Here is a 13,262-nt window from a genome sequence, read left to right as displayed (position 1 = left end):
GCCCCCCGGCCAAGCTTTGGTTTCCTACTTCGAAAATCCCAGCACGTCCTGCATGTCGTAAAGACCGGGCGGCTTGCCCTTCACCCAGACGGCGGCGGCGATGGCCCCGCGCGCGAACAGGCCCCGGTCGATGGCCGAATGCGACAGGGTCAGGCTCTCGGACTCGCCGGCGAAGATCACGCTGTGCTCGCCGATGATCCCGCCGCCGCGCACGACCGAGAAGCCGATCGCGCCGTCCTGGCGAGGCCCCGTCACGCCGTCGCGACCCCGGTCGGCGACCGCCGCGAGATCGACGCCGCGCCCCCGCGCCGCGGCCTCGCCCAGCATCAGGGCGGTGCCCGAGGGCGCGTCGATCTTGCGCTTGTGGTGGGCCTCGAAGACCTCGATGTCCCAGTCCGAGGCCGGCAGGGCGGCGGCGGCCTGGCGCACCAGGCCCATCAGCATGTTGACGCCCAGCGAATAGTTGCCCGAGCGGACGATGGCGATGGTCTTGGCGGCTTCGTCGATCCGCGCCAGCTGCTCGGCGGAAAAGCCGGTCGAGCCGATGACCAGGGCCGGACCTCCGGTCGAAGCCGCCGTCTTGGCCAGGTCGACCGAGGCTTCCGGCAGGGTGAAGTCGATCACGACATCGGCCAGCGAAAGCGCCTCCTCCCGCGAGACCAGGCCCTCGCCTTCGGCGCCGGGGCGGTCGAAGCGGGCGGCGATGACGGCGTCGGACCGGCCCTCCAGCGCCTCGGCCACCGCCCGGCCCATGCGGCCGGCCGCGCCGGCGATCGCGATCTTCACGGGCTGGGACAAGGCGCGCTCCACGGGAAACCTACCCGCGCAATTCGCCCAATCCGCCCCGCGCGGTCAACCTCGGCGGCGTCGGCGGTCGGCCGGCGAGCATGACGCAACGCCAATTCCAACAAGCGTTTGCGGGCCTTTTCCCGCCCGCGCGTGGTTGTGACCGTCCGTTCCCGTCGCTACGGTGTCCGGACATAAGGGCGCGTTCGCATCGATCGGCGCGCCCCTTCATCGACTTGCGCAGCAGGAATGGGAAACGCCGGATGAGCGACGCGGAACGCAAGACCTTCACGGACGAGGAGGCCTTGGCCTTCCACCGTTACCCCCAGCCGGGAAAGCTGGCGGTGACCCCGACCAAGCCGATGGCGACCCAGCGGGATCTGTCCCTGGCCTATTCGCCCGGCGTCGCCGTGCCGGTCCACGCCATCGCCGCCGATCCGGACGCGGCCTACGAGTATACGTCCAAGGGCAACATGGTCGCCGTCATTTCCAACGGCACCGCGATCCTCGGCCTCGGCGATCTCGGGGCCCTGGCCTCCAAGCCGGTCATGGAAGGCAAGAGCGTTCTCTTCAAGCGCTTCGGCGACGTCGACTCGATCGACATCGAGGTGACCTCCAAGGACCCCGACGAGATCATCACGGTGGTCAAGAACATCGGCGTCACGTTCGGCGGCATCAATCTTGAGGACATCAAGAGCCCGGAGTGCTTCCGCATCGAGACCGAGCTGCAGGAGCTGCTCGACATCCCGGTGTTCCACGACGACCAGCACGGCACCGCCATCATCTGCGCCGCCGGCCTGATCAACGCCTGCCACATCACCGGCAAGAAGATCGAGGACGTGAAGGTCGTGCTGAACGGCCCCGGCGCGGCCGGCATCGCCTCGCTGGAGCTGATCAAGGCCATGGGCGTGCGGGCTGAGAACTGCATCGCCGTCGACTCCAAGGGCGTGCTCTATCGTGGCCGCACCGAGGGGATGAACCAGTGGAAGAGCGCCCACGCGGTCGAGACCGACAAGAGGACGCTGGCCGAGGCCGTCGCCGGCGCCGACGTCCTGCTCGGTCTGTCGGCCAAGGGCGCCTTCACCCCCGAGATGATCGCCTCGATGGCGCCGAACCCGGTGATCTTCGCCATGGCCAATCCGGATCCCGAGATCACGCCGGAAGAGGTCAAACGGGTTCGCGGCGACGCGATCATGGGCACCGGCCGCAGCGACTATCCCAACCAGGTCAACAACGTCCTGGGCTTCCCCTACATCTTCCGCGGCGCCCTGGACGTGCGCGCCCGGCGCGTTAATCACGAGATGAAGCTGGCCTGCGCCCAGGCCCTGGCCATGCTGGCTCGCGAGGACGTGCCGGACGAGGTCGCCGCCGCCTATCACGGCCGGCAGCTGAAGTTCGGCCCCGACTACATCATCCCGTCGGCCTTCGACCCGCGCCTGATCTGGTACGTGCCGCCGTTCGTGGCCCAGGCGGCGATGGACACTGGCGTGGCGCGCCGGCCGATCGCCGACATGGACGCCTATCGGGCGAGCCTCGCCCAGCGCCTCGATCCGACCGCGGGCTTCCTGCAGAAGATCCAGGGCTCGGTGCTGGCCAATCCCAAGCGCATCGTCTTCGCCGAGGGCGAGGATCCCAGCGTCATCCGCGCGGCCTACGCCTATCAGACCGGCGGCTACGGCAAGGCCATCCTGTGCGGCCGCGAGAACCTGGTGCACGAGAACATGAAGCTCGTGGGTCTCGATCCCGAGACCGCCGGCCTGGAAATCATCAACGCCCGCCTGTCCGACCGCAATCCGGACTATGTCGACGCGCTCTACGCCCGCCTGCAGCGCCAGGGCTATCTGAAGCGCGACGTCCAGCGACTGATCAACCAGGACCGCAACAGCTTCGCCGCCTCGATGGTCACCCTGGGCGAGGCCGACGGCATGATCACCGGCGTCACCCGCAGCTTCGACCAGGCGCTGGAGGAGGTTCTCCGCGTCGTCGATCCCGCGCCCGGCGGGCGGATCATGGGCATGTCGGTCGTGCTGGCCAAGGGCCGGACGATCTTCGTGGCCGACACCAATGTCACCGAACTGCCCGAGGCCGAGGAGCTGGTCGATATCGCCTGCGAGGCCGCCCGCGCCGTCAAGCGCCTGGGCTTCAAGCCGCGCGTGGCGTTCATGAGCTATTCGACCTTCGGCAACCCGATGGGCCTGCGCTCGGAAAAGGTGCGCGAGGCCGTGGCCATGCTCGACGAGATGGACGTCGACTTCGAGTACGAGGGCGAAATGCCGCCGGAACTGGCGCTCGATCCGGAGAAGCGCGCCAACTATCCGTTCATGCGTCTGACCGACAGCGCCAACATCCTGATCATGCCGGCCATTCACGCCGCCTCGATCTCGACCAAGCTGGTGCAGTCGCTGGGCGGGGCCACGGTCATCGGTCCGGTGCTGCTGGGCCTGTCGAAGTCGATCCAGATCGCGCCCCTGTCGGCCTCGGTGTCCAAGATCCTGAACATGGCGATGATGGCGGCCTACGATCAGCCGCTGGAATAGCTTGGCCGCAACCTCCGCGACAGGGCGTCACATCGTCTAGCGACGGATCAGCGACTACCCATCTGACGCGAGCCGGCAAGAGTAAGCCGGTGCGTAAAGCCCTCCGGCCGGCGCCTTTCCCTTGCGGCGCCGGCCGGCCCTTGCGCGCCCCGCTTTCGACGTCTCCCCGGAAGCGGGGCGAAGGGCCGCCTTTTTCAGCAGAGCTTGGCGCGTCCCTGGCCCGCGACATCGCGGCGCTTGCGCGACTCGCGGCCTCGGTCAAACGTTCCGTCATCGGCGCGTTTGTCGGAGGTTATTCGATGGCGAGTAAGGCGTTCGAACTGCAGATGATGGGCTACGGCCTGACCACGGCCGAGATCCACTACCACATGCCCGACCATCCCCACCTGCTGCAGCTCTATGTCTGGCAGGAGTATGATCTGGCCCCGAAATTCCCGACCCTAAAGGGGTTCCTCGATTTCTGGGCCAAGGAGCTGGATGGCGTGCTGCACTCGGTGCGCGTCGCCCACAACCGCCTGATTAACCCGCGCGAATGGCGGGTCGTGAACGGGGTCTTCACGCTGCAATGAGAATTGCTGGGGTTGCGCCGGGGCCTTGGGGACCGTAACTCCCCGGCCGATGACCAAGGCCAAGATCTGCGGACTGTTGACGCCCGAGGCGGTCGCGGCCGCCCTCGACGGCGGCGCGGCTTTTCTGGGCTTCGTCTTCTTCGAGAAGAGCCCGCGCAACGTCACGCCCGAGGCCGCCGCGCGCCTGGTCGCGCCGGCGCGGGGCCGGGGCGTGAAGACCGTCGCCGTAACGGTCGATCCCGACGACGCCCTGATCGATCGCCTCGTCGCCACGATGAAGCCGGATCTGATCCAGGTCCACGGCCGCGAAACGCCCTCGCGAGTCCGCGAGATCGCCGCCCGCGCCGGGGTGGGGGTGATCAAGGCCTTTTCGGTGTCCAGCGCCGCCGATGTCGACCAGGCCGCCGCCTTCGAGCCCGTCGTCGAGCACCTGATGTTCGACGCCAAGCCCGTCGAGGGTTCGGCCCTGCCTGGCGGCACCGGCGCGCGCTTCGACTGGGGGCTGCTGTCGGGACGGCGGTTCGCCCGCCCGCATTTCCTGGCCGGGGGCCTCGATCCCTGGAACGTCGTCGAGGCGATCAACGTGTCCGGCGCGCCCCTCGTGGACGTTTCCTCTGGCGTGGAGCGTGGTCCCGGCCTAAAGGACCCCGCTCTGATCACGGCGTTCCTGGACGCCGTCAAACGCGCTTGAGGCTGGAGAGCTCGTGAACGCTCCTGCGAAACCCAATGACTATTCGGCCTATCCCGATGCGGAAGGCCGCTTTGGCGGGTTCGGCGGTCGCTATGTCGCCGAGACCCTGATGCCGCTGGTTCTCGACCTGGGCAAGGCCTATGCCGAGGCCAAGGCCGATCCGGACTTCCAGGCCCAGCTGAAGAGCTACAACACCCATTACGCCGGCCGGCCCAGCCCGCTCTATTTCGCCGAGCGCCTGACCGAGCACTTCGGCGGGGCCAGGATCTATTTCAAGCGCGACGAGCTGAACCACACCGGCTCGCACAAGATCAACAACGCGCTGGGCCAGATCCTGCTGGCCATGCGCATGGGCAAGACCCGGATCATCGCCGAGACCGGCGCCGGCCAGCACGGCGTGGCCACCGCCACCGTCTGCGCGCGCTTTGGCCTGCCCTGCGTGGTCTATATGGGCGCCACCGACGTCGAGCGGCAGAAGCCCAACGTCTTCCGCATGAATCTTCTTGGGGCGGAAGTCCGGCCGGTCAGCTCCGGGACGGGCACCCTCAAGGACGCCATGAACGAGGCGATGCGCGACTGGGTCACCAACGTGCACGACACCTATTACCTGATCGGCACGGCGGCCGGCCCGCACCCCTATCCGGTGATGGTCCGCGACTTCCAGAGCGTGATCGGGACCGAGGCCCGCCAGCAGATCCTGGAGATGGAAGGCCGCCTGCCCGACGCGGTGGTCGCCTGCATCGGCGGCGGCTCCAACGCCATCGGCCTGTTCCACCCGTTCCTGAACGACGAGGGCGTTCGCCTGATCGGCGTCGAGGCGGCCGGTCATGGCGTCTCGACCGACAAGCACGCGGCTTCCCTGACCGGCGGGCGTCCCGGCGTGCTGCACGGCAACCGCACCTATCTGCTGCAGGACGAAGACGGCCAGATCATCGACGCCCACTCGATCTCGGCCGGTCTCGACTATCCGGGCATCGGGCCGGAGCATTCGTTCCTGCACGAGATCGGCCGCGCCGAATATGTCTCGACCACCGACGAGGAGGCCCTGGCGGCGTTCCAGCTGTGCTCGACCCTGGAAGGCATCATCCCGGCCTTGGAGCCCGCCCACGCCCTGGCCCGCGTCGGCGAGATCGCCCGCGAGCTCGGCAAGGACAAGATCGTGGTGATGAATCTCTGCGGCCGCGGCGACAAGGACATCTTCACGGTGGCCGAAGCCTTGGGACGCTCGATTTGATCGGTGACGTTTTTAAGCTCCCTTCCCCCTCGATGGGGGAAGGGTCGGGGATGGGGGTGCTCGCACGACGTCGACCGGCGAGCCTGTGCGGCGTTGACGACTGCATCACCCCCACCCAACCCTCCCCCATCAAGGGGGAGGGCTCGGGGAACGCGAATTCATGACCAAAGACCGTATCGACCGCCGCTTTTCGGCGCTGAAGGCCGAGAACCGCGCCGCCTTCGTGACCTATGTGATGGCCGGCGACCCTGACGCGGCCACGACCTTCGACGTGCTCAAGGGCCTGCCCGCCGCCGGCGCCGATCTGATCGAGCTGGGTTTTCCGTTCTCCGACCCGATGGCCGAGGGGCCGACCATCCAGCGCGCCGCCCAGCGGGGCCTGAAGTCGGGCATGACCCTGCGGGGGACGCTGGACCTCGTGGCCGCCTTCCGCGAGAGCGACCAGGATACGCCGATCATCCTGATGGGTTATCTGAACCCGGTGCTGCACAAGGGCTTCGAGGTCTTCGCCGCCGAGGCCGCCGCCGCCGGGGTCGACGGGCTGATCATCGTCGATTGCCCGCCGGAAGAGGCCGACCCGCTGTCGGACGCTCTGGAAGCCGAGGGGATCGCCCTGATCCGCCTGGCCGCGCCGACCACCGACGACGCGCGCCTGCCGGCGGTGCTGCGCCGCACCTCGGGCTTTGTCTATTATGTCTCGGTCGCCGGGGTGACGGGCGTCAAGTCGGCCGACGCGGCCGAGGTCGCGCCCGCCGTCGAGCGCCTGCGCAAGGCCTCGGGCCTGCCGGTCGCTGTCGGCTTCGGCATCCGCACGCCCGACCAGGCCGCGGCCGTGGCCCGCATCGCCGACGCCGCCGTGGTGGGCTCGGCGTTGGTGGATGAAATCGAGGCGGCGGCCCAGTTGAACGAAAACGTGACCGAGAAGGTTCTTCTCAAGGCGTCGGCGCTGGCTAAGGCTGTGCGATCGGCGCGAGTCGGGACGAAGTGAGGCTTTAAGGCTATGGCTATGGCTGAACCCCAGGACCCGAAGAAGGGCGACAAGAAGGCTCCGGCCGAGGGCCGCCGCGGCGGCTGGCTGTCGCGGATCGCCCCGGGCGTACGCGGCGCCTTCGCCAAGCGCGAGACGCCCGAGAACCTGTGGATCAAGTGCCCCGACACGGGCGAGATGATCTTCCGCGCCGACCTGGAGGCGGCCCTGTGGGTCACGCCGGCCGGTCGCCACATGCGGATCGGGCCGGAGAACCGCTTCAAGTTCACCTTCGACGAGGGCCAGTACGAGGCTCTGCCGACGCCGGCCGTGGTCGAGGACCCGCTGAAGTTCTCGGACGGCAAGCCCTACAAGGACCGGCTGGCCGCCGCCCGCAAGGCCACCGGCGAGCCGGACGCCATGGCCATCGCCCATGGCAAGGTCGGCGGCGTTCCGGCCGTGGTGCTGGTGCAGGACTTCGCCTTCATGGGCGGATCGCTGGGCATGGCCGCCGGCGAGGGCTTCATCGCCGCCGCCAAGGCCGCGCTCGAGCGTGAAGCCCCGCTGATCGCCTTCACCGCCGCCGGCGGCGCGCGCATGCAGGAGGGCGCGCTGTCGCTGATGCAGATGGCCCGCACGACCCTGGCCATCAACGAACTGAAGGACGCGGCCCTGCCCTACGTCGTGGTCCTGACCGACCCGACCACCGGCGGGGTCACCGCCTCCTACGCCATGCTCGGCGACATCCACCTGGCCGAGCCAGGCGCCCTGATCGGCTTCGCCGGTCCGCGCGTCATTGAGCAGACCATCCGCGAGACCCTGCCGCCGGGCTTCCAGCGCTCGGAATATCTGGTCGAGAAGGGCATGGTCGACCGCGTCACGCACCGCAAGGAGCTGCCGCAGGTGCTGGGCTCGATCCTGGGCACCCTGATGATGGGCCGCGCCCGCAAGGCGGCCTGAGACGAAAGCCTTCCTCCCCCTCCTTGGGGGAGGGAGACCGCCGGACGGCGGTGGAGGGGGCCTTCGCCCACATGACCGAGCACCTCCGCGCCCACGACGCCGCCCTGGAGCGGCTGAAGGCGCTGCATCCCAAGCTGATCGACCTGTCGCTGGATCGGATGCGGCGGCTCTGCGCCGCCCTGGGCGATCCGCAGGACCGCCTGCCGCCGGTGATCCACGTGGCGGGCACCAACGGCAAGGGCTCGACCGTCGCCTATCTGCGCGCCATGGCCGAGGCGGCGGGTCTGAAGGTCCACGTCTTCACCTCGCCGCATCTGGTGCGGTTCGCCGAGCGCATTCGCCTGGCGGGGACGCTGATCACCGACGACCATCTGGCCGACGTTCTTGATCGCGTGGAGCGCGCCAACGCCGGCCTGCCGATCACCTTTTTCGAGATCACCACGGCGGCGGCCTTCGTCGCCTTCGCGGAGATCCCCGCCGATCTCTGTATCCTCGAGGTCGGGCTGGGTGGCCTGCTGGACGCCACCAATGTCATCGCCAAGCCGGCGGTCAGCGTCATCGCCCCGATCGACATCGACCATCGCGAGTTCCTCGGCGACACCATCGCCAAGATCGCCGTCGAGAAGGCCGGGATCATCAAGCCGGAATCGCCCGTCGTTTCGGCCCGCCAGCACGGCGACGCCGAGGACGTGCTGGAGACCACGGCCGCCCTGGCCGGCGTCGCGCTGACCCTGATGGGCCGCGACTTCGACGCCTGGAGCGAGCGCGGCCGGCTGCTGGTGCAGACCCAGGATCGCCTGCTGGACCTGCCGGCTCCTTCGCTGCCGGGCGAGCACCAGTTCGCCAATGCCGGCCTCGCGGTCGCGGCGTTGCTGGCGCTGGGTGATCGGCGCATCGACGAGGCGGCCATGGGGCGGGGGATCGCCAGCGCCGTCTGGCCCGCGCGCTTCCAGCGCCTGACCGCAGGGCCCTTGGCCGAGCGCGCCAAGGCCGCCGGCGCCGACCTCTGGCTGGACGGCGGCCATAATCCGCACGCCGGCCGCGCGGTGTCGCGGGCCCTGGCCGAGCTGGCGGCGAGGGATGGCCGGCCGGTGGCGCTGATCGCGGGCCTCCTGGCCAACAAGGACGCTACCGGCTTCTTCGCGCCGTTCCGCGAGGTGGCGGCCAAGGTCTTCACCGTGACCTTCGAAGGCCACGCCGCCGCCAGCGCCGCCGAGACCGCAGCCGCCGCCGAACTGGCTGGCCTGCGCGCGACGGCCTGCGCTGGCGTCGAACAGGCCCTGGAGCGCGCCCTTCAGCTGGAGCCGACGCCGCACGTGCTGATCTGCGGCTCGCTGTACCTGGCCGGCGAGGTGCTGGCGATGAGTCCGGAGACCTGGCCAACCTAAAGGCTCGGCCTCAAATCCGATTTCCCCGGCGAATGCCGGGGTCCAGATTCATCTGGAGCGACGAGGGGCGCGATCTGGGTCCGGGCGTTCGCCGGGAAGATCGGGTTCGGTGGAACGAAAACGCCCGCCCCGGACGGACCGGGACGGGCGCTTCGAACTTCAGCGGAAGAGGGGCCTTAGGCCGCCTGAACGCCGGCTTCGTTCAGCCATTCCAGGATCTTGGCCTTGGGCATGGCGCCGACCTTCATCGAGGTCATCTGGCCGTCGCGGAACAGCATCATGGTCGGGATGCCGCGGACGCCATAGCGCGAGGGGGTCGTCGGGCTGTCCTCGATATTGACCTTGGCGATCGTCACCACGTCGGCCAGCTCTTCCGAGAGCTGCTCCAGGGCCGGGGCGATCTGCTTACAGGGACCGCACCACTCGGCCCAGAAGTCGACCAGCACGGGCTTGCTGGCCTTCAGGACGTCGGCTTCGAAGGTGGCGTCGGTCACCGCAACGGTGCTCATGGCTTGCTCCAGTCTGGCGTCGCGCGCGGCGGCGCGGAGGACGCGATAAGATCCGATTCCCCGGATTCGTTCCGGGCGCTTGTGCAAGATGTAGGAGGACGGCGCTAGACCGGCAACGGTCTAGACCAGGGCCGCCAGCGCGTCGGTCATCACCTTTTCTGGAACGGGCATCAGTTTGGGACCGTCGGTCCAGACCAGCGCCGCCTCGATCGCCCGACCTGGGAACACCTCGCGCAGCACCGCGACATAGACCGCCATCTGGGCCAGATAGGCCGGATCGGCGTCCTCGATGCGATCGGGCGAGGGACGATTGGTCTTGTAGTCGACGACCAGCACTCGGGTCTCGTCCACCACCAGACGGTCGACGCGGCCGGAGACGGCCAGGCCTTGCGGCAGGTGGGCGCTGGTCCCGGCCAGGGCGACCTCGGCCCGGGAGCCGGGACCGAACACGGCGGCGAAGCGGGCGTCGTCCAGCACCCCGAAGGCGGCGGCCGCCATCTCCTCGCGCTGGACGTCGGTCAGGTCGCGCTCGGCGGCCAGCAGACGGCGGGCGGCGTCGGCCCGCTGGCTGGGCGCGACATCGGGCAGCAGCTGCAGAAGCTTGTGGACGAGCTCGCCGCGCCGATAGCGGCCCAGACCCGCGACCCTGGCCAGAGGCGACGGCGCCGGAACCCGGGCGTTGTCCTCCAGCCGCGACGGCGCGGCGTAGCGGGCGGCGGCGGGTTCGGCGGGCGCGGGTCGCGCGATCCAGGCGGGCGCCATGACCGGAACGGGGCCGCTCGACACGACGCGAAGCGCGGGAACCGGATCGGGGCCGTAGCGCAGAAAGGCCGTCTCGCCCTCGCCGATCGTCCGGACCTCCGGCGCGATGTCGGCATGGGCGAAGGCGGCGCGCGCGGCCGCGTACCAGCCGCCGACCTTGTCGTCCTTGGTCCGCGCGTCGATGCGGCCGCACAGGATCAGCCGGTCCCGCGCGCGGGTCAGGGCGACGTACAACAGGCGCAGCGCCTCCTGGCTCTCCTTGTCCTCGCGCAGCTTGCGCGCCTTGGCCGAGACCTCGCAGTCGCCCTTGCCGCTGGCGCACCACAGCAACGCGCCGTCCTCGGTGACCAGCAGCGGCGAGCCGCCCGCGCCGCGCTTCACCGTGGTTTCCGGCAGGAAGACGATCGGCGCCTCCAGCCCCTTGGAGCCGTGGGCGGTCATCACCCGCACCTCGCGGCGGGCGCCTTCCATCTCGCGCTTGACCACGATGTCGAGGGCCGCGAAGTCGGCGACCAGGGCCTCCAGGTCCCGCACGCCCCGCTGCTCGGCCTCCATCACCTGGGCCAGGAACTCGTCCAGCGCCTCCTCGGCCTCGGCCCCCAGGCGGGTCAGCACCTTGGCGCGATGCGAGCGCCCGGTGTCGTCGGTCAGGCCAAGCCAGCCGGCGAAGAACTCGAACGGCTGCCGGCGGCGGCCCTCGGCCAACGCCCAGTCGAGCACCGTCTTGGCGGCGGCCCACGCGGGGCGTTCCTCGGCGCGGCGCCGCAGCTCGGTCCACAGCGTGGCGCGCCGCCCCTTGGCCAGGGCGTACACGTCCTCGTCCGCCAGCCCGCAGAACGGCGTCTTCAGCAGCGCCGCCAGGGTGAGGTCGTCGTCGGGGAACAGCACGAACCGGCCCAGGCCCAGCAGGTCCTCGAAGGCGATATGGCTGGACAGCGACAGCCGGTCGGCGCCGGCGACCGGCACGCCGCGCCGCTTCAGGGCGCGCAGGATCTCCTCGAACAGCGCCTTGCGCCGCCGGACGAGGACGAGAATGTCGCCGGCGTGGGCGGCGCGGTGGCGGCCAAGGTCCTTGTCGAACACCGCGTCGCCGCGATCGAGGATCGCTTTCGTCTCGGCGGCGATCGCTTCGGCCAGGCGGCGGTTGGCGCTCCGTTCGCCCTCGGCGTCCAGCGGCGCCTCCCAGGCCTCGCGGTCCTCGCCGGGCGGTTCGCGGGTCAGCGGCCAGAGATCGACGCAGCCCGGATGGCCGTGGCGGAAGAGCTGGTGGCGGACGAGGTCCTGTCCCACCGGCGGCGGCACGCCCTGCCGCGTCTCCGGATCGGAGAACAGCGCGTCGACGAAGCTCAGGACCTCGCGGGTCGAGCGGTAGGACACCGTCAGCGGCACGCCCTTGCCCACCGCGCCGACGGCCTCGATCCGGGCGATATAGCCCTGGGTCTCTTCCAAGAGGCGCGTGGGGTCCGCGCCCTGGAACGAATAGATCGACTGCTTCTCGTCGCCGACCACGAACAGCGTCCGCTCGGCGCGACGCTGGCCGCGCCAGCCCTCGGCGCTCTCGCCCGAGAAGAAGTCGGCGGTCAGGGCGCGCAGGATCTCCCACTGCTCGGGCGCGGTGTCCTGCGCCTCGTCCAGCAGGATGTGGTCGACGCCGCCGTCCAGCTTGTAGAGCACCCAGGCGGCCTGAACCTTTTGCGTCAGCAGGACGCGGGTCTTGTCGATCAGGTCGGTGAAGTCCAGCGCCCCGCGCGCCGCCTTCTCGGCCATGTGCCGCTCGATATAGAGACCGGCCAGCAGCAGGGCGTTCTGGGTGTCCTCGGCCACCTTGGCGGCGCGGACCCGTTCGCGGGCGGCCTCCAGCTTGGCCTGTTCCAGCAGCAGCGCCTCGCGCAGGTCCTCGCGGCTCTTCAGGCCCGAGGTCTTGGCGGGCCAGGTGGCAGCCGTTCCCTCGCCGCCTTCGGTGAACAGGGCGCGCAGGGCCAGGTCCAGCGTCGCGTCGGGATCGCGGGCGACGGCGGCCAGGGCCTCGGCGTATTTGGCGTCCTGCTTGCCGCCGCCGTCGAACAGCACCGTAGCCGCCGCGCGCCAGGCGCCGAGGTCGAGGCGCGACATCGCCTCGGCGGCCAGGTCCTCGGCCGAGGTAGGCGCCTCGAAGCCGCAGTTCTTCCAAACATCGGCGACGGCCCCCGAGGGACCGCCACAACGATCGAAGTAACTGATGATCTGGCCGCGCCGCGCCTCGAAGCCGTCGAACATCGCCTCAAAGCTTTGGAAATCCAGCGCCACCGAAAAGCGGGCATAGGCCCGGGCGAAGGCGTCGTCGTGCGTGTCGACCCAGGCGGCGACGGCGCGGCGGGCGGCGCGGGCGATCGCGGCGCCGGCCTGGTCGTCCATGACGGTGAAGCTGGGCGACACGCCCGCCTCCAGCGGAAACCGCCGCAGCAGCTTTTCGCAGAAGGCGTGGATGGTCTGGATCTTCAGCCCGCCGGGCGTCTCCAGCGCCTGGGCGAACAGGGCGCGCGCTTCCGAAAGGCGGCGCGCGTCATAGGCCTCCTCGGGCGCGCCGACCAGTTTGGCCAGTTCCGCTCGCAGATCGGCGTCGCTGGTCACCGACCATTTGCCCAGGCGCTCGAACAGGCGCCGCTGCATCTCGGCGGCGGCGGCCTTGGTGTAGGTCACGCACAGAATGGCCTCGGGCAGGACCTTGGCCAGCAGCAGCCGCGCGACCCGGTCGATCAGGGTCTTGGTCTTGCCCGACCCGGCGTTGGCGGTGACGAAGGCCGAGATCGCCGGGTCGGCGGCGATGCTTTGGGGGTCGAGCGTCATGAAGCTGCTCCCCCGCTGGGGGAGCTGTCGCGG

The 13,262-nt window shown here is 69.8% G+C and carries 10 protein-coding genes; 7 read left to right on the top strand and 3 right to left on the bottom strand.

The window, feature by feature from the left end; all coding sequences use genetic code 11:
• Positions 1-24 precede the first annotated feature (24 nt).
• The gene (gene dapB / locus Q0V34_RS12665; protein ID WP_297512405.1) at positions 25-798 is read right to left on the bottom strand and encodes a 4-hydroxy-tetrahydrodipicolinate reductase; all 774 of its coding nucleotides are present in this window, start codon (positions 796-798) and stop codon (positions 25-27) included.
• Positions 799-1,049: 251 nt separating this feature from the next.
• Between dapB and Q0V34_RS12660 the strand changes: the two genes are divergently transcribed.
• From Q0V34_RS12660 to Q0V34_RS12630, 7 genes are all read left to right on the top strand, one after another.
• Entirely contained in the window at positions 1,050-3,323 is a 2,274-nt protein-coding gene (locus Q0V34_RS12660) for an NADP-dependent malic enzyme (protein WP_297512402.1), read from the top strand.
• A 299-nt stretch (positions 3,324-3,622) separates the two neighbouring features.
• Positions 3,623-3,892, top strand: coding sequence for an usg protein (locus Q0V34_RS12655; RefSeq protein ID WP_297512399.1), 270 nt, complete (start codon positions 3,623-3,625; stop codon positions 3,890-3,892).
• Positions 3,893-3,941: 49 nt separating this feature from the next.
• The gene (locus Q0V34_RS12650) at positions 3,942-4,583 is read left to right on the top strand and encodes a phosphoribosylanthranilate isomerase (protein ID WP_297512396.1); all 642 of its coding nucleotides are present in this window, start codon (positions 3,942-3,944) and stop codon (positions 4,581-4,583) included.
• A 13-nt stretch (positions 4,584-4,596) separates the two neighbouring features.
• Positions 4,597-5,817, top strand: coding sequence for a tryptophan synthase subunit beta (trpB, locus tag Q0V34_RS12645; protein ID WP_297512393.1), 1,221 nt, complete (start codon positions 4,597-4,599; stop codon positions 5,815-5,817).
• Positions 5,818-5,977: 160 nt separating this feature from the next.
• Positions 5,978-6,805, top strand: coding sequence for a tryptophan synthase subunit alpha (gene trpA, locus Q0V34_RS12640; protein ID WP_297512390.1), 828 nt, complete (start codon positions 5,978-5,980; stop codon positions 6,803-6,805).
• Positions 6,806-6,817: 12 nt separating this feature from the next.
• A complete protein-coding gene (gene accD / locus Q0V34_RS12635; protein WP_297512387.1) occupies positions 6,818-7,744 on the top strand; it encodes an acetyl-CoA carboxylase, carboxyltransferase subunit beta in 927 nt (308 codons plus the stop codon).
• 71 nt (positions 7,745-7,815) lie between these two features.
• The gene (locus tag Q0V34_RS12630) at positions 7,816-9,132 is read left to right on the top strand and encodes a folylpolyglutamate synthase/dihydrofolate synthase family protein (protein WP_297512385.1); all 1,317 of its coding nucleotides are present in this window, start codon (positions 7,816-7,818) and stop codon (positions 9,130-9,132) included.
• Between the two features lie 176 nt (positions 9,133-9,308).
• On the opposite strand, the gene trxA is transcribed toward Q0V34_RS12630, so the two are convergent.
• Together trxA and addA are read right to left on the bottom strand one after the other, a co-directional pair.
• Positions 9,309-9,641: a thioredoxin gene (gene trxA, locus Q0V34_RS12625; RefSeq protein ID WP_297512382.1), complete on the bottom strand. Its 333-nt coding sequence runs from the start codon at positions 9,639-9,641 to the stop codon at positions 9,309-9,311.
• Positions 9,642-9,761: 120 nt separating this feature from the next.
• Positions 9,762-13,229: a double-strand break repair helicase AddA gene (gene addA / locus Q0V34_RS12620; protein WP_297512379.1), complete on the bottom strand. Its 3,468-nt coding sequence runs from the start codon at positions 13,227-13,229 to the stop codon at positions 9,762-9,764.
• Between the last annotated feature and the right edge of the window lie 33 nt (positions 13,230-13,262).

It is taken from the genome of uncultured Caulobacter sp. (assembly GCF_947036865.1).
Taxonomy (GTDB): Bacteria; Pseudomonadota; Alphaproteobacteria; order Caulobacterales; family Caulobacteraceae; genus Caulobacter.
Note: the sequence above shows the minus strand (reverse complement) of the source record. Positions and strands in the feature narration are given on the sequence as shown.